General features: G+C 61.5%; 11 protein-coding genes. 8 read left to right on the forward strand and 3 right to left on the reverse strand.

Annotated features, from left to right (window positions below; translation table 11 throughout):
• Positions 1-328 precede the first annotated feature (328 nt).
• The 4 genes from E1N52_RS02335 to E1N52_RS02350 are packed head-to-tail and all read left to right on the forward strand — an operon-like array spanning position 329 to position 10,202.
• A complete protein-coding gene (locus E1N52_RS02335; protein ID WP_133179828.1) occupies positions 329-1,009 on the forward strand; it encodes a response regulator transcription factor in 681 nt (226 codons plus the stop codon).
• A 29-nt stretch (positions 1,010-1,038) separates the two neighbouring features.
• Positions 1,039-6,039: an AAA family ATPase gene (locus E1N52_RS02340; RefSeq protein WP_133179830.1), complete on the forward strand. Its 5,001-nt coding sequence runs from the start codon at positions 1,039-1,041 to the stop codon at positions 6,037-6,039.
• 12 nt (positions 6,040-6,051) lie between these two features.
• Entirely contained in the window at positions 6,052-9,051 is a 3,000-nt protein-coding gene (locus E1N52_RS02345; RefSeq protein ID WP_133179832.1) for a PAS domain S-box protein, read from the forward strand.
• Entirely contained in the window at positions 9,039-10,202 is a 1,164-nt protein-coding gene (locus tag E1N52_RS02350) for a hybrid sensor histidine kinase/response regulator (RefSeq protein WP_133179834.1), read from the forward strand. Before E1N52_RS02345 ends, E1N52_RS02350 begins: the two co-directional genes overlap by 13 nt.
• 40 nt (positions 10,203-10,242) lie before the next feature.
• Here E1N52_RS02350 and katG read toward each other — a convergent pair whose 3' ends face one another.
• Positions 10,243-12,507, reverse strand: coding sequence for a catalase/peroxidase HPI (katG, locus tag E1N52_RS02355; RefSeq protein ID WP_133179836.1), 2,265 nt, complete (start codon positions 12,505-12,507; stop codon positions 10,243-10,245).
• 515 nt (positions 12,508-13,022) lie between these two features.
• Between katG and E1N52_RS02360 the strand changes: the two genes are divergently transcribed.
• Together E1N52_RS02360 and E1N52_RS02365 are read left to right on the forward strand one after the other, a co-directional pair.
• Positions 13,023-13,658, forward strand: a complete 636-nt coding sequence (locus tag E1N52_RS02360) for an SDR family oxidoreductase (RefSeq protein WP_133179837.1) — start codon at positions 13,023-13,025, stop codon at positions 13,656-13,658.
• 121 nt (positions 13,659-13,779) lie between these two features.
• On the forward strand, positions 13,780-14,469 hold the full coding sequence (locus E1N52_RS02365; protein ID WP_133179839.1) for a type 1 glutamine amidotransferase domain-containing protein: 690 nt from the start codon (positions 13,780-13,782) through the stop codon (positions 14,467-14,469).
• A gap of 105 nt (positions 14,470-14,574) precedes the next feature.
• On the opposite strand, the gene E1N52_RS02370 is transcribed toward E1N52_RS02365, so the two are convergent.
• Positions 14,575-14,952 carry a BON domain-containing protein gene (locus E1N52_RS02370; RefSeq protein ID WP_165979317.1) on the reverse strand — a complete coding sequence of 126 codons (378 nt, stop codon included), beginning with the start codon at positions 14,950-14,952 and terminating at the stop codon, positions 14,575-14,577.
• 237 nt (positions 14,953-15,189) lie between these two features.
• Between E1N52_RS02370 and E1N52_RS02375 the strand changes: the two genes are divergently transcribed.
• A complete protein-coding gene (locus E1N52_RS02375; protein ID WP_133180517.1) occupies positions 15,190-16,251 on the forward strand; it encodes a catalase family peroxidase in 1,062 nt (353 codons plus the stop codon).
• Positions 16,248-16,844, forward strand: coding sequence for a cytochrome b (locus tag E1N52_RS02380; protein ID WP_133179842.1), 597 nt, complete (start codon positions 16,248-16,250; stop codon positions 16,842-16,844). Before E1N52_RS02375 ends, E1N52_RS02380 begins: the two co-directional genes overlap by 4 nt.
• Positions 16,845-16,866: 22 nt before the next feature.
• Here E1N52_RS02380 and E1N52_RS02385 read toward each other — a convergent pair whose 3' ends face one another.
• The gene (locus tag E1N52_RS02385) at positions 16,867-22,404 is read right to left on the reverse strand and encodes a trifunctional serine/threonine-protein kinase/ATP-binding protein/sensor histidine kinase (protein ID WP_133179844.1); all 5,538 of its coding nucleotides are present in this window, start codon (positions 22,402-22,404) and stop codon (positions 16,867-16,869) included.
• Positions 22,405-22,443 lie beyond the last annotated feature (39 nt).

A 22,443-nucleotide genomic window follows, 5' to 3' on the forward strand; every position in this document is an offset into this window, starting at 1 on the left:
ACATAGGGACGACCTTGCTCATGGCGCTAAACGGAAGAAATCACGCTGCCATGTTAGGCCGGTGCAGCTATGCAGAAGGTGACCGAAACGTTAACCTTAATTAAGGCGACATCTCAACTTTCGCCCGTGTTAGTAACGGCGCCCGTTCGGTCGAGGGCGAGCGCCACGTTAAAAAAATTTAATCTGCCGTTGAAGCCCCGCCCGCGTGGTCCGCGCGATAATAAATGGTCGAAGCGGCAGGATCCTGGGCGCGCCTGGCCGGCGTGCTTCAGTGGTCTGTGTGACAGCGCACGTCTCGCGCTCGTTGTACTGACCGCGAGTGATAGACATGAAAATTCTCCTGGTCGAAGACAATCAGCAGGTGGCAGGCTTCCTGAAGAAGGGCTTGCAGGAAACCGGCCATGTCGTCGACTGGGCGGACAATGGCCGCGATGGCATGGCGCTCGCCATCGGGGAAGCTTACGATGCCATTATTCTCGACCGCATGCTTCCGGGCGGAATCGACGGGCTTGGCATCGTTTCGGCGCTGCGCGCATCGGGCAACAAGGTGCCGGTGCTGATCCTGAGCGCACTCGACGAAGTGGACGAACGCATTCGCGGCCTGAAGGCGGGCGGCGACGATTACGTCGTGAAACCGTTTTCCTTCGGCGAAGTCCTCGCGCGGCTGGAGGCGTTGGCGCGGCGCAGCCAGGACAATCACTATGATACGACCCTGAAAGTCGGGGAACTATGCATGGACCTTCTCTCGCGCAAGGTCACACGCGACGGCAAGGCGCTCGTCCTCAAGCCTCGCGAGTTCAAGCTGCTCGAATACTTGATGCGCCATGCCGAACAGGTCGTGACGCGCACGATGCTGCTCGAAAACATCTGGGAATACCACTTCGATCCGCAAACCAACGTCATCGACGTGCACGTGAGCAAGCTGCGTCAGAAGATCGACACCGGGTTTGAGCAGTCCATGCTCCGGACGGTCCGCAATGCGGGTTACATGCTAACGGCCAATCCTTGAATCGAGGCGTCTCTCGCGAGGGCGCAACCATGAGGCTGACGGACTACGATCGAACGAACTTGAGCGACGACGGCCAGTTCGTCCTGTCGCGCCTGCGCAGCCATGGGGAAAGCCAGAGCTGGCTGACCGTTACGTTGTCCGCTTACCGGCCACTGCCCGAAAGCCAGGAACGTCTCGAACGCGCCTACCGGATGCGCGCCGCGCTCCAGGACGCGCGTGTTGCCATGCCGCATTCGCTCCTGCAAGACCATGGCAACGTCACGCTCGTGCTGGAAGATCCAGGCGGCATCCCGTTGCGCACCACGCTCAAAGGCCCATTTCCGCTCGAACGGTTTCTCACTGTCGCGACGAGTCTCGCAGCGGCGCTCTGCACACTGCACTCCCGGGGGCTCACGCACAACGACATCAGGCCGGGCAATATCCTTCTCGACGAGCAAACGCAAGAAGTCGCCCTCACCGGTCTTGGCCTCGTGGCATCGGAACCGCGCGAGCGACCCGTCCGCAATCTGCCGGCACTCGCGACCGAAGCGCTCGCCTACCTTTCGCCTGAACGCACGGGCCTGATGAACCGCTGGTCCGACTCGCGCGCCGATCTTTATTCGCTGGGCGTCGTCCTCTACGAAATGCTCACGGGTCAATTGCCCTATCGCGCCAGCTCGCCTTCGGAATGGCTGCATTGCCACACCGCGCAAATGCCCATACCGGTTTCCGAGTGCATAGGCACTGCCGTGCCCGACCCGGTCAGCAACATCATTGCGCGCTTGCTGGCCAAGGACGCCGCCCAGCGTTATCAGACTGCAGAGGGACTTGCGCACGACCTGCGATGCTGCCTCGACGCCTGGCGCCAATCAGGCCACATCGAATCGTTCGAACTGGGCGCGGCCGATTCGCCCGACCAATTGCAATATCCGTTTCGGTTGTATGGCCGCGAAAAGCAGGTCGAAATGCTCGAAGCCGCACTGAGCCGTGTGGTTCGACATAAGGAAATCGTGCTTGCGCTCGTTTCCGGCTATTCGGGAATCGGTAAATCCACGCTCGTCAACAGCCTGCGCGCGACATCGGCATCCAGCTCGCGAGGGTGGTTCGCATCAGGCACGTTCGAGCGCTACAAGCGCGATATTCCCTACGCCACGCTTGCGCAAGCGTTCCAGGACCTGATCCGGCAGGTGATCGACGGCAGTCCCTCCGCGCGCGAAGGCTTGCGCGCGCGCCTCGTCGAAGCGCTCGGCGCAAACGGCGTGCTCATGACGAGCCTGATTCCCGAACTCGAACAGATCATCGGTCCGCAGGCGCCGGTACAGGAGCTTCCGCCCCAGGATGCACGCACGCGCTTTCTCGCTGTATTTACGCGCTTCATCGGTGCGTTTCCGCATGAAGGACGGCCGCTCGTGCTGTTTCTCGACGACCTGCAGTGGAGCGACGCCGGCACGCTCGCCTTGCTCGAACGACTATGCCAGTCCGACGTGCGAAATGTGCTCCTCGTCGGCGCGTATCGGGACAACGAAGTCGGCTTCACGCATCCGCTGAGACAGTCGATCGATTCCATCCGGCAAACCGGCACGCACGTCGATGAAATCATGCTCGCGCCGCTGCAATTCGACGATGTTTCGCGGCTGATCGGCGACGCGCTCAAAACCACGCGCGCCGAATTGCGCGACTTGAGCAAGCTGGTCTTCGAACGTACGGGCGGCAACCCGTTTTATGTCGTGCAGTTCCTGAAGTTCCTGAGCGACGAACATCATCTCGTGTTCGATCGCGAACGACGCATATGGCTTTGGGACAGCGATCGATTGCGCGCCGCCAGCTTCGCGCAAAGCATCGTGGATCTCATGGTGGAAAAGATCGAACGGCTGCCGGCGCCAACCCAGCAACTGCTCACGCAGTTCGCCTGCCTGGGCGGCCGCGCGAGTTCCTCGCTCCTCGCGCACATCAGTGGCATGACCGAGTCCGATGTGGAAACGACGCTCGCCGGCGGCGTGGAAGCGGGTTTGCTTTATCGCCGCCGCGATGGTTTCGCTTTCGTCCATGACCGCGTACACGAAGCGACCTACGATCTGATTCGCGAAGACGACCGCGCCCGCGCCCATTTGCGCATTGGCCGTATTCTCGCCGCGCAGGCGCCGACCGACGAAGAGCGTGACGTCTTCGAGATCGTCAACCAGTACAACCGCGTTCTTACGCTCATCGATACCTCGCAGGAGCGCGAACGGGTCGTCGATTTCAACCTCGAGGCGGGGCGACGTGCTCGCGCCTCATCGGCATACGGTTCGGCCCTCGCTTACCTTTCCGTTGGCAGCGAACTGCTTGGCGAGGACGAATGGGATCACCACTACGCGCGAAAGTTTCTGCTGGAAACGCAGCGCGCCGAATGCGAATTCCTGACCGGCGCCACGGAAAGCAGCAAAGAGCGTCTCTCGATGCTCGATCAGCGCGCGCGCACCTTATGTGACCGCGCCGCCATTACATTCCTGCGCATCACGCTCTATACCGCGCTCGATCAGGTCAACGTGGCTGTCGAAACCTGCTTGAGTTACTTGCAGCATGTCGGTATCGACTGGGTTGCACATCCCGGTCGCAGCGCGGCGCGCGAGGAATACGACCGGCTTCTCGATGGCATTGCCAACGCGCCGATCGAAGCGCTCGTGGATCTTCCGTTGCTCGGCGACACGGAAATGACGGCGACGATGAACGTGCTCACAGCGGTATTGCCGCCAGCATTCTTCAGTGACGAAAATCTCGTCTGCCTCGTGCTTTGCCGAATGGCGAATTTGAGCCTAGCGCATGGCAACAGCGACGCCTCGTCGCTCGGCTACGCCTATCTCGGCATGGTTGCGGGACCGTTATTCGACGATTACGACGCCGGCTATCGCTTTGGCCAGCTCGGCCTCGCGCTCGTCGACAAGCGCGGGCTCGACAGATTCAAGGCGCGCGTATACATGTGTTTCGCCTATCACGTCACGCCGTGGACCAAGCCGATCCGCACAGGCATTCCGCTGTTGCGCCTCGCGTTCGAAGCCGCGAGCGAAGCCGGCGACCTCACCTATATCGGCTTTAGCAGCTGCTGCACGGTCACGACGCTGCTCGCGGCCGGAGAGTCGCTCGGCGAAGTGGAACAGGAGGCGATACGGCGTTTGCAGATTGTCCAGGCGGCGAAGTTCGGGCTGATCGTCGATATCATCACGGCGCAACTGGCCTTGATCCGTTCGCTGCGCGCCGGCACGGCCGATACGCTCGACGAACACGGCCCCTTCTGCGACGATGCGTTCGAACGGCGCCTCGAAAGCGACCCGAGCCTCGCGATCGCCGCCTGCTGGTACTGGATACGCAAACAGCAGGCGCGTTATCTGGCGGGCGACATCAGAAGTGCGATGGACGCTGGCAACAAGGCCGCACCGTTGCTATGGACGTCCTCCGGGCACTTCGAAATGGCCGAATTCCAGTTCTTCGCCGCGCTCACGCGCGCACGCTGGCACGCCGAAGCACCAGGCGACGAGCAAGCGGAGAACCTGGAGAAACTCACGGCACATCACCATCAGCTCGAACTGTGGGCCAGGCATTGCCCGAGTAATTTCGGTAGCCGTACGGCGCTGGTGCGAGGCGAAATCGCCCGCCTCGCCGGCCGCGATTTCGAAGCGATGGGTTGCTATGAAGAGGCCATCCGGCTCGCGCGTGAATACGGTTTCGTCCACAACGAAGCCCTCGCACAGGACATTGCCGCAATGTTCTATCTGGAGCGCGGCTTCGCGAGCATTGCCGCCATGTATCTGCGCAATGCACGACTCGGCTGGCTGCGATGGGGAGCGATTGCAAGGGTAAAGGAACTCGACAGGCGCTATCCCGAGCTGCTTCGCGAGCAGGCGGCATACGGACCGGCTCCGGATACCGTAGCAGGCCGCATCGATGTCGACACCGTCATGAAGGCATCGCAGGCGATTTCGGCCGAACTCGTTCCCGGCCGCCTGATCCATACGCTGATGACCATCATGCTCGAACACGCCGGTGCGCGGCGCGCCCTGCTCGTTTTACCGCGCGAGGAAAAGCTGTGGATCGAAGCCGTGGCCGTGGCGACGCGTCAAGGCACGGATGTGAGCATCGAGCGCAAGCCGGTCTCGCCGCAGGAATTGGCCGAAGCGGTGCTCCACGAAAGCATACGGACGCGCCGCCAAGTGCTGATCGACGATGCTTCGTCAGACGAAGCCTTCTATGCCGATGAATATTTCGTCGCCAACCGCTCGCGATCGGTTCTCTCTCTCCCGCTCGTCAAGCAGTCGAAGCTGATAGGCGTCCTGTACCTGGAAAATGAACTTGCGCCTGGCGCCTTCACGCCTGCAAGGCTGGCCGTGCTCAGGCTGCTTGCCTCGCAAGCGGCCATCTCGCTCGAAAACGCTTCGCTCGAAGAGAAACAGATGCTGCTCGCGGAAAAGGATGCACTGCTGCACGAAGTGCATCATCGCGTGAAAAACAATCTGCAACTCATCAGCAGCCTGCTGAACCTGCAGGCAGAACGCGTCGAGGACAAAGCCGTCGCGGAGCTGTTTGCAGATAGCCGCAATCGCGTGCGCTCGATGGCCATGGTCCACGAAAACCTGTACCGCGCGGGCAACTTCGCGCGCATTCCCATGACGGTGCACGTGAAAACGCTGTGCGGGCATCTTGCGCGTGTCTACGACATGGGCCGGTTGGGCGTCGACATGCAGATCGCCGTCGACGATGTCCAGCTCGACATGAATCGCGCTGTCTCGTGCGGTCTCATCATCAACGAACTCGTTTCCAATGCGCTCAAGCATGCTTTCCCCGATCGGCGCGGCGGCGTGCTGAACATCGGCTTGCGCGCACTGGACGGTCATCGCTGCGAGTTGCGGGTTGCAGACGACGGCGTGGGGCTCGCGCCGGAATTCTCTTTCGAGCGCGACGAAACGCTCGGTTTGCGCCTCGTGCACGATCTCGTGCTGCAACTGCGCGGCAGCGTGGACGTCAGCCAGCAACAGGGAACCACATTCACGATTCATTTCGACGCCGCCGAACCCTGATCGACACTCGCCATGACCGCACGAATCTTGATCGTCGAGGATGACCGGATTGTCGCGCGAGATATCGCGCAACAATTGAGCCGCAGCGGCTACCGCGTGGTCGGCAGCGCGGTGAGCGGCGAGGAAGCGGTTGCGCTCGTTTCGCAGGCGCAGAACGGCCTCATGCCCGAACTGGTGCTCATGGATGTGAGGCTCGAAGGCAAGCTCGACGGCATCGATGCGGCGCGCCGGATCCGTGAACTGTGCGACGTGCCGATTGTTTTTCTCACCGCCTACGCCGACGACGAAACCGTTCAACGCGCTACTCAGGCAGAGCCGTTCGGCTACGTGCTCAAGCCGTTCGACGACATTCAGCTGCGCACCGTCGTGGAGATGGCGCTCTACAAGTACCGCGCCGAACGGCGCTTGCGGGAAAGCGAGCAGCGCTACGCCGTCACCCTTTCGAGCATCGGCGACGGCGTGATCGCAACCGACGCCGCAGGCCTCGTGACCTTCGTGAACCCCGCAGGCGAGGCGCTGATCGGCTGGCGACGCGACGAAGCCGCCGGGCGGTCCCTAGCAGGCGTGTTCCGCTTGCTCGACGAACTCACGCGTGCACCCATTGCGGACCCGATGGCGGCGGTCCTTCGCAACGACCGCGAGAGCGGGCTGCCCGCGCGCGCCATTCTGCTTACGCCCAGCGGCAGCGAAATACCGGTCGAAAGCACCGGCACGCCCATGACCGACGAACGCGGCGAAACGATCGGCGTCGTCATCGTGTTTCGCGACGTGACGCAAAAGCGCCGCGCCGAGGAAGCCGAAATTCTGCGCGAGACGAATGCACGGCTCGAAATGGCGATGTACGGGTCGAATGTGGGCGTGTGGGAAATCGATATGCCTGAGGGCGACTACAAGCGAGGCTTTGCACGCTTTTCGAATATCTACGAATGGCTCGGCTTTGGGACGCCTCAGGCGCGCCTCGACTATGAAGCGTATATGGGCGTTCTGCATCCCGACCATCGCGCGAGCACCGACCGCGCCATGGAGACGTTTCTCGCGGACAGTCACGGCATATTCGAAATCGAGAACCGGCTGCGGCATCGCGACGGTACGGATCGCTGGGTGTTGGTTCGCGGCACGGCGCGGCACGATGCGAGCGGCAAGCCGGTGCGCTTCGTCGGCAGCATCGTGGACATCACGCAACTCAAGCAAACCGAGCAGGCGTTGCGTGCCAGCGAAGCACGCTTTCGAGGCACGTTCGAAAACGCCGCCGTGGGCGTCGCGCACTGCGATCTGGACGGCCGCTTTTTGCGTGTCAATCAGCGCGCGTGTGAAATCGTCGGCCGCGAGCGGGACGCGCTGCAGCATATGCGGCTGCACGCGCTCGTTCACGCGGCGTATCGCGAGGCCAGCGAGGAGAAATTCCGCCTTTTGACGGCTGGGAAAATCGCGCACTACTCGGAAGAAGTGCCGCTCGTGAACGCGGAAGATGCACTGAACTGGGTTAGCCTCTCGCTCGCGCTTCAGCACGGCACGTCCAGCGAGCCCAGTCACGTTATCGCCATCATTCAGGATATTTCGGCACGCAAAGCGCTCGAAGAAACGGTGCGTGTTGCAAAGGAAGCCGCTGAATCCGCCAACCGGGCCAAGGACCAGTTCCTGGCGAATATCAGCCACGAACTGCGCACACCGCTCAATGGCATTCTGGGCTATGCGCAAATGCTGTTGCGCGACTCTGGGCTCGATGCGCGGCAACAGGCCGGCGTCGGTGTGATCGAACAAAGCGGTCACCATCTGCTCACGCTCATCAACGATATTCTGGACTTCACCCGTCTTGGCGCGGGCAAGCTGGAGCTTCAGGTCACGGAGGTGTCGCTGGGCGCATTTCTCGAAACGATCGCCGAGATCGTCGGCGTGCGCGCGCAACAGAAGAACCTCGTGCTCAACTATGTGCCGGCGCTGGACTTGCCCGCCGTGGTGTGCGTGGACGAACGCCGGCTGCGGCAGGTGCTGCTCAATTTGCTTGCCAATGCCGTCAAATTCACCGATCGCGGCGAAATCCGGCTTTCCGTGAGGCCCGGCGAAGCAGGACGGCTGAGATTCGATGTGCACGATACCGGCGTGGGCATCAGCGCCGATCGGCTGGAGGCAATCTTTCAACCGTTCGAGCAGGCAGGCGATCATATGCGGCGCACGGGCGGCGCGGGGCTCGGTCTCGCGATCAGCCGGCAACTCGTGCGCATGATGGGCGGCGAAATCTATGTGAGAAGCACCGTGGGAGAAGGCAGCACGTTCTGGTTCGAACTCGCCGCGCCCGCTTCCACGTCGGAATTCGATGCACACGCGACGAACCTCGAGCGAGGCACGCTCGACGGCACGGGACGGCGCATTCTCCTCGTCGACGACGTTGCGGCCAACCGGCGTTTGCTCGCTGACGTGCTGGAGCGCACGGGCTTCGAAGTGATCGAAAGCGCGGACGGACGCGACGCGCTCGAAAAGATCGCATCGAACCAACCGGATCTGATGATCCTCGACACCGTCATGCCCGTGATGGGCGGCATTGAAGTGCTGCGCAGCCTGCGCAGGTCAGTTGATTTCGCGGCAATGCCCGTGATCGTCGTCTCGGCCGACGCATCCGAGCAGAATGCACGGGCCAATATCGAGGCTGGCGCGAGTCTGTTCCTCGACAAGCCGATCGATCTCGACCTGCTGCTGCAGTCGATCGCCGGTTTGCTCGGCATAACACTCCAGCAAGGCGCGTCGCAATCCGACAAGGCGGCCCACCCGGAACAACACGGACAACCGATCGTCGTGCCGCCCCAAAGCGAACTCGCGCAGTTGCACCGCTACGCACTGCTGGGCTCCATGCGCGACATCCACCAGCACGCCGATCACCTCGTGGCATTGAGCCAGCGATACGAACCGTTCGCCGCGCGTTTGCGGCAACTCGCGATGACCTATGAATCGCAGGCATTGCTTTCCTTGATTGAACGGTATCTCAACAGTGAAGGGAAAGAACAATGGGAGAAATAAAGCGCGATGACGCTCCCGTGGTGCTCGTCGTGGACGACACCGCGGCGAATCTGGGTCTCGTCGTCGAAACGCTCGAAGCCGAAGGCCTGCGCGCAGCCGTGGCGCGTGACGGCCAGGAGGCGTTGCGCCGCGCCGAAATCGTCAAGCCCGATCTCATCTTGCTCGATGTGATCATGCCGGGGCTCGACGGATTTCAAACCTGCCGCGCGCTCAAGGACAATCCGGTAACACGCGATATTCCCGTCATCTTCATGACGTCGTTGTCGCAGACCGAGGACAAGATCAACGGATTTCGCGTGGGCGCGATGGACTTCGTCACCAAGCCCTTGCAGATGGAAGAAGTCGCGGTGCGCGTGCAGACTCATCTCAAGCTTCGCGCGCTGCAACGCACGCAGCAGGAGCAAAACGTGCGGCTCGAAGAAGAGATCAAGACACGCATTCGCGCGCAGGATGCCTTGCTCGAAGTGCTCGACGCGGTCAAGCACGTCTCGAATGCCATCGCGCATGATCTGCGCACACCGCTTGCCGAACTGCGCTCCCGGCTCGAAATCCTGATGCTCGGACTGAAAAAGAAAGGCGACGAGGACACATTGAATCAGCTCGAAGTTGCGGTCGCCGACGTCGACCGCGTCATCGGCATCTTCAATGCGCTGCTGCGCCTCGCCGAGATCGACGCCGGCGTGCGTCGCGCGGGGTTTGTCGAGGCCGATCTCACCGCCATCGTTTCCGATGCGGTCGAGTTCTATCAGCCCGTCGCGGAGTTGCGTGGCATTTCGCTCACGCTCCGTTTGCACAAGCAAGGCAAGGTGATGGCGGTCGTCGATCCCCTGTTGATGGCGCAAGCAATCGGGAATCTCATCGATAACGCCATCAAGTTCGCGCAGGAAAGCGGTGAGGTGGCGGTTTCACTCGGCGAATCCACGGACTCGATCGAGATTACGGTGACCGACGACGGTCCCGGCATTCCCGTCGCCGAGCGCTCCAAAGTCACCGAACGCTTCTATCGCGGCGATCGCAGCAGAGGCACGCCAGGCGTCGGGCTCGGGCTCGCGCTCGTCAAGGCCGTCGCGACGCTCCATCAAGGCGCGCTGGTATTCGCCGACAACAATCCGGGCCTCGCGGCCACCATGACGATCCGAAAAACGGCATGATCCGCGCTTCGCACGGCGAGGCCCGGCGTCTCGCGGCGGATCACGCCAGATCGAACCGGTCGAGGTTCATGACCTTCACCCACGCGGACACAAAATCGCGCGCGAACTTTTCCTGTCCGTCATCGCTTGCGTAGACTTCGCATAGCGCACGCAATTGCGCGTTCGAACCGAAAACGAGATCGACGCGCGTGCCCGTCCATTTCAGCTCGCCTGTCTTGCGATCCCGTCCTTCGAAGACATCTTGCGTCGGCGAACGTGACGTCCATTCCGTGCGCATGTCGAGCAGATTGCGGAAGAAGTCGTGGGTCAGCGTCTGCGGCCTTTCGGTGAACACACCGTGTGCCTCCTCTCCCGCATGCACGTTCAGCACGCGCAGACCGCCCACCAGCACGGTCATCTCCGGCGCGCTCAGCGTGAGCAACTGCGCCTTGTCGATCAGCAGGTGCTCGGCGGGCACGCTGCATGGTCCCTTCAGGAAGTTGCGGAACCCGTCGGCGAACGGCTCGAGCGCTGCGAACGCGTGCACATCGGTCTGTTCCTGCGAAGCGTCCATGCGGCCCGGCGCGAACGGCACGGTCACGTCGCGGCCCGCGTCTTTCGCCGCCCTTTCGATACCCACGCCGCCAGCCAGCACGATCAGGTCTGCCAACGATATTTTCTTGCCATCGGACCGCGCGGAATTGAACTCGCGCTGGATGGCTTCGAGCGATTCCAGCACTTGCGCGAGCTGTGCGGGTTGATTCGCGGCCCAGTCATTTTGCGGCGCGAGCCGTATACGCGCACCATTGGCGCCGCCGCGCTTGTCCGAGCCACGGAATACCGACGCAGATGCCCAGGCCGTCGAAACCAGTTGTGCAACAGTTAGTCCAGAGTCCGCTATCTTTTGCTTGAGCGCGGCGACGTCGCTTTCGTCGACGAGTTCGTGATCGACAGCCGGAATCGGGTCCTGCCAGATCAGTTCTTCGGCCGGCACCTCCGGTCCGAGATAGCGCGCGCGCGGCCCCATATCGCGATGCGTGAGCTTGAACCAGGCCCGCGCGAACGCATCCGCGAATTGATCGGGATTCTCCATGAAGCGGCGCGAAATTTTCTCGTAGGCCGGATCGAAACGCAGTGAAAGGTCTGTAGTCAGCAAGGTCGGCAACAGCTTCTTCGACGGGTCATGCGCGTGGGGAATCGTTGCGCTCGCGTTCTTCGCGACCCATTGATGCGCGCCAGCCGGGCTCTTCGTCAGTTCCCATTCGAAGCCGAACAGGTTCATCAAGAAGCCCATGCCCCATTGCGTCGGCGTGTTCGTCCACGTGACTTCGAGACCGCTCGTGATCGTGTCGGCAGCGTTGCCGGTTCCGAAGCTGTTCTTCCAGCCGAGGCCCAGCTGCTCGAGACTCGCCGCCTCCGGTTCGGGACCGACATGGCTGGCCGGCGCAGCCCCGTGGGTCTTTCCGAACGCGTGGCCGCCTGCGATCAGCGCGACCGTTTCTTCGTCGTCCATCGCCATGCGCGCAAACGTCTCGCGCACGTCGTGCGCCGCGGCCACCGGGTCGGGGTTTCCCTCCGGTCTCTCTGGGTTCACGTAGATCAGCCCCATCTGCACGGCGGCAAGGGGCTCTTCCAGATGCCGCCCGCTCGCGGTGCGGGTTGCTTCCTCGCCGTGAATCGCCACATCGGCCACGACTGTGCCGTCTTTGCTGTCGTCCCGAGGGGCGGCGCCCTTACCGTAGCGCAGATCCCCACCGAGCCAGGTCTTCTCGCTTCCCCAATAAACTTCGTCGTCGGGCTCCCACGTATCCACGCGGCCGGCGCCATAGCCGAACGTCTTGAAGCCCATGGTTTCGAGCGCGACGTTGCCGGTGAGGATCAGCAGATCGGCCCAGGAAATATTCTGTCCATATTTCTGCTTGATCGGCCAAAGCAGACGTCGCGCCTTGTCGAGGTTCGCGTTGTCCGGCCAGCTATTGATCGGCGCGAAACGCTGCTGGCCGCGCCCTGCGCCGCCGCGCCCGTCACCCGTGCGGTACGTGCCGGCGCCGTGCCACGCCATGCGAATGAAGAACGGTCCATAGTGGCCGAAATCGGCGGGCCACCACTCCTGCGAGTCGGTCATGAGCGCAGCGAGGTCTTTTTTCAGCGCAGCGAAGTCGAGTTTCCCAAAGGCCGCGGCGTAATTGAATTCGGGTCCCAATGGGTTCGATCTGCTCGAGTGCTGGCTCAGTAGATCCAGCCGAAGCCGATGCGGCCACCATTCGAGATTGTTGGTCCCATCTCCCGCCGCATGGGTGAACGTGCACGTTGCATCGGTTGACATGCGCTACCTCCTTGCGGGTATCGATTGATGTGCCGATTTTCCGGCGACATGACCTATTTGCTGCGGATCGCTTCGACGAGACATCGCCATTGCCCCGACTCCTTCGGGTCGCTCTCATGGCTGCATTGACAGCCGCCGACGCTCTCCAGTCGCCCGTGGGCTCGCTCATCCGTGTCAGCTTCTGCGTTTTTTTTGGCCGTGGAACACGCCTCGACCCGGCTCGCACCGAGCGCCTCATAGCTAGTCACGGAATAGGCTCGAACCGGTCCTGCGGCGCATGCCAGCGTCACGCTCACGGCCACGATGGAACGTCGCAACGTCATGTTGGCTCTCCAGCCTGAGACTGCGGAAAGTGTGGGCTGTCCCCTGGAATCTAAAGCAGTTGGCGCAACACCCCCTTTGAACAGTTTGAATCGGCAAGCCATGCGGATCGATAACGTCGCAACGCCCGCTGAACAGCGAAATGCGGATCGGACTAGACTGCGGAAACTGACCATGAACCCCAGGAGAGCGTCATGAAGGTCTTGCTAATCGGCGCGAGCGGTCGCACCGGCCGGCCGGTCGCGCAAAAGCTGCACGCTGCAGCCATCCCTTTTCGGGCACTGATACGCAACGCTGCAAAAGCCGACGAATTCCACCGCCTCGGCGCCGAAACAGCGATCGCGGACCTTGCCAGCGACTTCTCGCACGCTTTCGAGGGGATAGACGCCGTTGTTTATGCCGCCGGTTCCGCCGAAACCGAAGGCGCGGACCAGGAGCGTCAGATCGACCGCGACGCCGTCATTCACGCGGCGGACTACGCAAAGCAGCGAGGCGTGAATCGCTTTCTCGTCATCAGCGCGTTGCTGGCGTTCGATCCCACGCGCGCGCCGGATGCGCTGCGCCACTATGCGGAAATGAAGCAGGCGTCCGACGACTACGTGATTGCCAGCACCCTCGATTACGTCGTATTGCGGCCCGGCCAGTTGAGCGTGGAGCCTGGCGTCGGAACGATCCAGATCGTGTCGGGCGTGGCCGGTTCGCACGCCCCGGTGGCGCGCGAAGACGTTGCCGAGGTCGTCATCGAAGCGCTCAAGGCGGGCCTGTCGCACAAGGTCATCGGCTTCGCGGGCGGCAAGGATCCTATCGCCAGCGCGCTTGCCAATGTTTGACGTCTTCAGTGCAAAAGCGAAATAACGCCTTGTTTTCCGGAAGCAACGCCAGGCGATCCTAAGTAACAATGACACCTCCTCGATATCCCCTCAGCGCCCATCGCCGGGCAAGGAGAAAGTCATGAAGATTCTGGTAGTCCTGACGTCGCACGATCAACTGGGCAATACGGGCCGCAAGACGGGCTTCTGGCTGGAGGAGCTGGCCGCACCGTACTACGTGTTCAAGGACGCGAATGTGGAACTCACGCTGGCGTCGCCCAAGGGCGGCGCGGCGCCGCTCGATCCCAAAAGCAACGAACCCGCGAACCAGACCGACATGACCCGCCGCTTCGAGGCCGACGCCAGTGCTAAAGCGGCGCTCGCAAGCACCGCGATACTGAAGGATATTGCCCACGACACGTTCGACGCCGTTTTCTACCCCGGCGGCCACGGACCGATGTGGGATCTCGCCGAAGATCCGGATTCGATTTCGCTCATCGAGCGCACGATAGGCGCAGGAAAGCCCGTCGCGCTCGTATGTCATGCGCCCGGTGTGCTGCGTCACGTAAAAGGCGCGGATGGCCAACCGATGGTCAAGGGCAAGCCCGTGACAGGCTTTTCCAATTCCGAGGAAGCCGCGGTTGGCTTGACACACGTCGTGCCATTTCTCGTGGAAGACGAACTCAAGGCCAAGGGCGGCAATTATTCGAGCGTCGCGGACTGGCAACCGTACGTTCTCGAAGCCGGGTTGCTCATCACGGGGCAAAATCCGGCATCTTCTGGACCAGGCGCTCATGCCTTGCTGAAGAAACTGGACAGCATGAACAAATAGGCCCAGCAAAACGAACTGGTTCGAAAAGCCCAAGGCCGCCACGCGCAGCCAAGGGCGATTCGAACCAGATTCGACGTCAATGACGCGCAAAGGCGCATACGCTCGTCAATTGCCTTCCTCGTGCAGACTGAGCTTGCTCGTGACTCCCGTGACCCCCGCAACCTGGCGCGCTGCGTCGACCGCGGTTCGTTCCTGGGTCGGATCGTTGATCAGCCCGACGAGAACCACACGGCCCGTTCCCGCATTGGCAAAAACGATGATATCCGCTTCGCCAAGGGCGCGATCCTTATAGATCGCGCGCTGCACGGTGCGTGCGAACTGGCGATTCGCCTCGCGCGCGGATGACTTGCTCGATGCCTTCTGCACAGTGTCGCCATTCGCCTCGGCTCCCACCATACCCGACGACTCGACCGCGTTCTGTGCAAAAACCATCGACGAAAAGAGCAGTGCAAGACATCCGGTCATGACGTTTTGAATCTTCATCGTGGCACCTCCATGGTTTGGCGAAACGAAATCCAGATGTATCCGCGCTGATGCTACGCCGCCTGTCATCGAGGTTCTTTCGAAAACGTACGATGGATTTCGGGGATGAACGGAAATTTGCCGATTTTCCTTTCCGCACGCTTTGCGCGGGCACACTGGGAGCGGCGCAGTTTCGAGGAAGCGCATAATCTGCGAGCAGCAATCACCATCCAGCGGTTTGTCGATCGGGAGGGCCAGATGGATACCAAGCCGAATACCGCGCGCTCACAGACACGTTCGGTCGTCATCATCGTGCTTGCCGTTGTGGTGATTGTCATCGCGTTTTGCTTCACGGCAGGCTGGCTTTCTCCCGGCCGGCTGACGCCCGCCAAACTCATCGACGCGCTCGCGCCGCCCGATGGAGCTGCGCCCGGATTCCGGCGAAATCACGCCAAGGGAATTTGCTTCACGGGTGTATTCGAATCGAGCGGCGCGGCGGCGTCCGTTTCGAAGGCGCCCATGTTCGTTGCCGGCACCTATCCCGTTACCGGGCGTTTCAATCTCGGCTCCCCCGATCCCAAGGCGGCGGATGCGGCGGTTCGCGTGCGCGGACTTGGCCTACGCGTCGTCGCGCCCGACGGCAGCGAGTGGCGCTCGGCCATGATCGATGCGCCGTTCTTCGCGGTGTCGACGCCCGAGGCGTTCTATGCGTTGCTGCAGGCGTTGGGAAAGAAGGACGACCCCGACGCGATGAAGCAGTTTATTGCGGCTCACCCGGAGTTCCCCGCTTTCGGTGCGTGGCTCACGAAAACGCCGATGACGTCCTCGTTTGCCGAGGAGCAGTTCAACAGCCTCGACAGCTTTGTCTTTACCAACACGGCTGGGCAGGACAGCACGGTGCGCTGGTCTTTCGTGCCTTCCGCGAAGCCTGAACTGCTTTCTGCCGATGAGTTGAAACAGCGCGGGCCCAATTTTCTCGACGCGGATATCGTCCAGCGCGTAGCCAACGCGCCGCAACGATGGACGATGATCGTCACCGTCGCCAACCCAGGGGACCCGAGCGCCGACCCGAGCAAGGCATGGCCCGACGATCGCCGCAAGATTTCAGCGGGCACCCTGGTCGTGCAGGCGATCGAGCCGGAAGCCGATGGCCCGTGCCGCGATCTCAACTTCGACCCAACGGTGCTTCCCCCTGGCATGCATGTTTCGGACGATCCGTTCCCTGCGGCGCGCTCGGCTGCCTATTCCGTATCGTTTAACAGAAGAACCGCTGAAGCCAGCGATTATCCCCATACCGCTGCGGCAGGAGTCGCACAATGAACCCGACCGGCCAACGCTTCTCGCCTCTACAGCGCCTTCTCCACTGGCTCATGGCGCTTGCCATTCTCGCCATGTTGTTCATCGGCGTGGGTATGGTGTCCACTATTCGCCCCGATCATCTCACGCTGCTTGCCATCCACAAGCCGCTCGGCATATTGATACTCGTGCTCGCGTTGATTCGCCTCGCGGTAAGACTTGTCAAAGGCGCGCCGCCGTTGCCCGCCGAAATGCCGCCCGTCATGAAACTCGCCGCGCATCTTTCGCATCTTGCCTTCTATCTTCTGATGATCGCGTTGCCGCTGCTTGGCTGGAGCATGCTCTCGGCGGGGGGCTATCCGGTAGTGGTTGCGGGCGTGCGCTTGCCCGCCATCGCGCCGCACAGCGACGCATTGCACACGCTATTCTGGAACTCGCACAAGCTTCTCGCGCTGCTGTTTTTCTTCCTGATCGTTGCTCATATCGCTGCCGCGCTTTTGCATGCGCTGATCAGGCGCGACGGTGTATTCGAAGCCATGGCGCCGTGGGGCGATACCGTTGCGGGCATGCCAGTCGATAACGGCCTCGTTGCCGGCAAGACCTCCAGCCGCAATTAGTTCACCGGCATTACCCGAGGCCTCACGGTGCTCCATAATCGGCGCCCGGCAACTCGAACTCGAATACGGCGCCTGTTGGCACGTTCGCGTGAACCTGCAACGTGCCTCCGTGCGCCTCGACGATCGATCGGCATATCGACAGGCCCATCCCCATGCCGGAAGCCTTCGTGGTGAAGAACGGTTCGAACAGCCGTTCGGCGTCCGCTTCGTTGATGCCAGGTCCCGTGTCGCTTACCGTTATCCGTACGCCGTTTGCGTCGCTCGCATGCGTTGCGATCGTCAGTTGCCGCATGCCGTCGGCGCAATCGCTCATTGCCTCGACCGCGTTGATGATCAGATTCATGACGACCTGTTGAAACTGGACGCGGTCACCCTCCACCGTCGGCAAATCCGCGTCGAGGTGTTCGCGCAACGAGACATGGTGCTTCGACGCTTCGCCGCGCGTTAGCAAAATGACCTCGCGAATCGCATCGTTGACCATAAATGGCTCTTGCTTCGCCAACTGCTTTTTGACGAGCGCTCTTATGCGTCGAATCACGTCATTCGCGCGCGTGCCGTTCTTCACGACCCGCGCGATCGCCGCGCGCACCTCGCCCAGATTGGGCGGGCTGGCGTCCAGCCAGTGCGTGGCCGCCTGGGCATTGAACACCGCCGACGCGATAGGCTGCGTGATCTCATGGCTAATCGAAGCGGTGAGATGCCCGAGAGAAGCAACACGGTTCGCGTGAGTCAGTTCCATTTCGATTTCGTGGGAGCGCTGCTCATGGCTCCTCGCGTCCGCCTCGGCGCGTTTGCGCTCCGTGAGGTCGACGACGAACGCCACGACCTGCTCCGGCGAACTGCTGAACAGCGCGGCACCGAGCAGCACCGCGACGCGGCTTCCGTCGGCGCGGATATACTCCTTTTCAATCGGCTGCAGCACGCCCCTCTTTTTCAATTCGGCAATGGCCACCAGGTCCTGCTCGTGCCACTCGTCGGGCGTAATCCGCGTGCAGTCTACGAGCCCGGCGGCAAGATCGTCCTTGCTGTAACCGATCATGCGCAGAAACGCGTCGTTGGCTTCGTAAATCGGGCCGATGAAATCCCAGATGAAGACACCCACGATATTCGCATCGACAAGACGGCGAATTCTCGCCTCGCGCTCCGCGAGATCGCGATACAGGCGGGAATTCTCGAACGAAATCGCAGCCTGTGAAGCCAGCAACTTCAACACAGCCACCCGGCTTGCGGTAAACACGCCGGGGGCAAGCTTATTTTCAAGGTAGAGCAACGCAATCGGTTTGCCCTGGTGCAGCAAAGGCATGCACGCCACCGAGTGCGTATGGTGCTCAAGAAAATATCGATCCGAAGAAAAGTCGTGCCGGGCGTACGCGTCGTGAATGATGACGTTCTCGCGCGTCCTGGTCACATATTGAAATATCGATACGGGCAGGCTCCCGCTCTCCACGGTCGATTTATCCAGACCGACCGCAATCATCCCGTCACCCGTCGTTGCTTCGGCCTCGATGTGAAAGGTGGCCTCGCCTACGACGATCAACAGTCCGCGATCCGCGCCCGCATGTTCGATGGCCGTGCGCATCACGGTCTCGATCAGATTGTCGAGCACGATCTCGCTCGAAATCGCTTTCGAGACCCTGATGACCGTGGCGAGATCGAGGTGCTCGACAGACGTTTCCATGCTGCTGACCACGGAGTATGGCTGCCTGGGTTGCTCGATTTGCGGATTCAAGGCGTCGAGTTGCCGAACCTTGCCTTTCGCGCCCCAGCGCGCGAACGCTTGCCGCGCGTTCCTCAGGTACATGTCGGCAATTTCCACGAGCCCGCGCGTAGCGTAGAAGCGCGCGGCCGCCTGACACGCCACCGCCTCGTTATGGACGAAGCCGTTCTCGCGCGCAGAGCGGATCGCGAGATCGTATAGCTGCTCCGCTTGCGCAATGTCCGCGCGAATGCGCGCCATTTCCGCGCCCGCGAGCGCCGCGCGGTTTTCGAAATTCTGCGGGCAATGCGACGCCCATTTCTCGAGATGCGCCAAATGACCACGGATCGAATCGACATGCGCCTGCCGGTCCGACATGCCCGCTTCGTTCCAGCAGGCCGCGTGACTGAGCGCGCCGTAGAAGTGAAACTCAGCCGTTTCGAACTGCGAGGTCGCGACCCACAACAAGTTTTTGGCGTTCCGTTCCGCTTCGATCGCCTCGGCAAATTCATCGGCGATAAATCTCGCCTGCAATTTGCGCGTCCAGTAGTCGAACGCAGGGAGCGCCAGGGTCGGGGAACTGCGCAAGTGGCTTTCGAACTCCGCCTCGTCGAATTGCGCGTCATTGAATGAGCCAAGGCGTTCAGTCTCGCCGCGCAGGGTTCTGACGAGACCCCGATACGTAACGAGCATGTCAGTCACGAGCTGAAAGCGGACGCGTTCGGAAATCGCCACTGCCCTGTCGACTTCGCGCTGCACGTCATCGAGGTTGTCCCCGACCGAAACGAGGTTCTGCATCAGATCGCAAAGGATATAGAGCGTATAAGTCAGGTCTCCGCTTTCGTTCGCCATTTCGAGCGCTCGCCGTATCGGCTCGCGTCCTTCGAGGACGTGACGCGCCCAGGGCACCACGATATTGCCGAACGAGGTATAGGTACGGGCTCTGTACTTCGCGAGGTGCTTTTTCTCCACCAGATCGAGGCCAAGGCAGCCGAAGCGATAACCGGCCTCGTATTGATCGAAAACCGGACCCGCATAGGTCGCGAGCCACACGTAGGCATAGCAGGATGCGTCGCTATTGCCGTACTCCAGGCTCAGGTTGACCATCCTGCACAGCACGAGCGCGCAGAGATGCTGATCGGTGAAGAACGCCGGCGTCACGATTTCCGTCAACACGTCGAGCGTATCCTGCACTTCGGGATCGTCGAGCAACGGCAAATCAATCAGGTCCTCGATCTCTCGCTCGCCAAGCAGCGCGGCGATACGCTCGAATTCGCGCCGGACCGCCTTTTCGTCCGGATGGGGCGACCACTCCGTTCCGCCTTCGCGCAGATATTGCAGACAGATTTCGACGCTGCGCTCGCTCTGGTCCAGCGTCGTATAGAGCGTGATGCGCAATCGCGTCACCATCGCGGCGTGATGCCGGGTTCTCGCACGCCGCACGAGTTCGGAAAGCCGCGCTTGTGCCGCGTGCATTTTCGTGCTCAGCAGTTCGCACTCTGCAAGCAGATATTCAATGGAGAAAAGCAGATCATAGTTAGTGATCCAGTCGGCGTCCGTCAACAGCGCACGGCAGACGCCAAGATAGGCAAGCGCGGAATTAAACGCCGTCGCGGCCTTTGCGCGCTGCGCCGCCATGAGATTGAGCTGCGCCACCTGCTCGCGTTCCGCGCGCCCCTTGAGTTGCTGCGTGGCGCGATTGAACTGGCTGACGATTTCAAAAATTGCGTCTTCGCGATTAGCGGGCAGCGTATTGTCGAGCAGTCGCCTGCCGATGCGCAAATGCATGGACGTTCGCGCCGACTCGTCTATGAGCGTGTACGCGGCTTCCTGCACCCTGTCGTGAAGAAAGCGATACGCACCGCCGGTGCAAAGGACCAGTCCAGCCTGCACCGCGGGCGCAAGCGCTTCGCGTATCGCCTCTTCCGGCAACTCGCAAATCGTCTCCAACAGCGCGACGTTCGCGGCATTGCCGATACAGGCAAACTGCTTGAGTGCGATCTGCGTACGCTCGGGCAGCCGGCCCAGCTTGTCCAGCATTAGCGCGACGACGTTTTCCGTGTAGCCTTTGGCGTGAATCTGATGGAGGTCCCATGACCATCGGCTGGCAACGTGATCGAACGTCAGCAAGCCCTCATCCGCAAGCGCCGAAAGGAACTGGAGCGTGAAAAAAGGATTGCCACCGGTCTTTTTGTGCAGCAGACGGGCGAGCGGCACGGCGCGTGTGGTCGGGCAATGCAAGGCATCACATACGAGTTGTTCGAGGTGCAGATTCGCGAGCGGCGCGAGCACGATTTCGCGCACGAGCGCGCCAGAGGCGCGGATGGCGTCCATCTTTTGCGTGAGCGGATGCTCCGCACCCACCTCGTTGTTCCGGTATGCGCCCACCACAAGCAGGTGCTCAGTGTCGCCTTGAACGACCATGTCTTCGAGGAAATCGAGTGTCGCAATGTCCAGCCATTGCAGATCGTCGATAAAGATCGTGAGTGGGTGCTCGGGGCGAGCGAACACGGATATGAAACGGCGAAAGACGAGATGGAAGCGCCTTCGTGCGTCCTGCGCGGCCAGTAGCGGCACGGGTAATTGCTCGCCGATGATCATGGCCAGTTCGGGCACCAGATCGACGATCAATTGACCGTTCGGGCCCAATGCGCGTCGAAATTCGTCGCGCCACACCGCAAGCTCGTTTTCACTCTCACCGAGCAGCAATCGAACGCCCGAGCGAAACGCCATGGCGAGCGACGCGTAAGGAATATCACGGGCAAACTGATCGAATTTTCCGGCGAGGAAAAGGCCTCTTCTGGGCACGAGCGCTTTGTGCAATTCATTAACGACCGCGGATTTCCCGACGCCCGAGTAACCGGCAACGAGCACGAGTTCGCTGCGCGCTTCTTTCGACACACGCTCGAAGGCGGCAAGGAGCGCGGCGACTTCCGCACTGCGGCCATAGAGCGTTTCCGGTATCAGCAACTGATCGGGCATGTCGAATTGCGCAAGCGCGAAGCTCGCAATCTGCCCGTGTGTTTCCCAATGCGCAAGGCAACGCCGCAGATCGTGGACAATGCCGACTGCCGTTTGATAGCGATCTTCGGCCGTCTTGGCCAGCAGCTTCATGACGATTGCCGAAATCGGCTGCGCGAGCGACGGCACGAGATCGGCCGGAGAAGGAGGCTGCCGCGCGATATGGCAATGCACGAGTTCCATCGGATCGGTTGCACTGAACGGCAACTGCCCCGTCAACAACCAGTAGAAGACCACGCCCAGCGCATAGAGATCGCTGCGTGAATCGATCGACCGGTTCATTCGCCCCGTCTGCTCGGGCGCCATATAAGCGAGCGTTCCCGCGATGAATTCCGGAGGCACCGGCAGTTGCCGTTCGCGCTGAACCACCGATGCGATGCCGAAGCCCGTGAAGCGCACCGCGCCGTTCGCCCTGTTCAGCAAAATATGTCGTGGATTGATATCGCGGTGGACGATCCCCCTTGCATGGACTTTGCCCAATGCGTTCGCGATGGTCACGGCAAGGCGCAGAAATTCGACCGGTGTCGTGGGAACACCAAGCGTTTCGAGCGGTTCGTCACCGGTGTCTTCGAGCACCAGCATTGTCTGCCCCTGCTCGTCCAACAGTTGCAGAGGGCGCGCCGCGGCGGGACAGTCGAGCTTGTCGGCAAGCGCGTATTCGTGCGCGAGGCGAGCCACCACCTCACGATTCAACTGATTCCGCGCCGGGCATACGATCAGAACGGGTTCGCGCGTGTCATCGTCCCTTCGCCGCTTGCCGCGGCAGACGACATACGCGCCATCATCCCACGCGGCTTGAATCGACTCGACAGACTTAGTGTCGGGCCATGGGGCCAATCGCATCGACTGATACTCCCAGGAAGCCGGCGAGATGCATCGGCA

Origin of the sequence: Paraburkholderia guartelaensis (assembly GCF_004353905.1) — a bacterium.
Classification (GTDB): Bacteria; Pseudomonadota; Gammaproteobacteria; order Burkholderiales; family Burkholderiaceae; genus Paraburkholderia; species Paraburkholderia guartelaensis.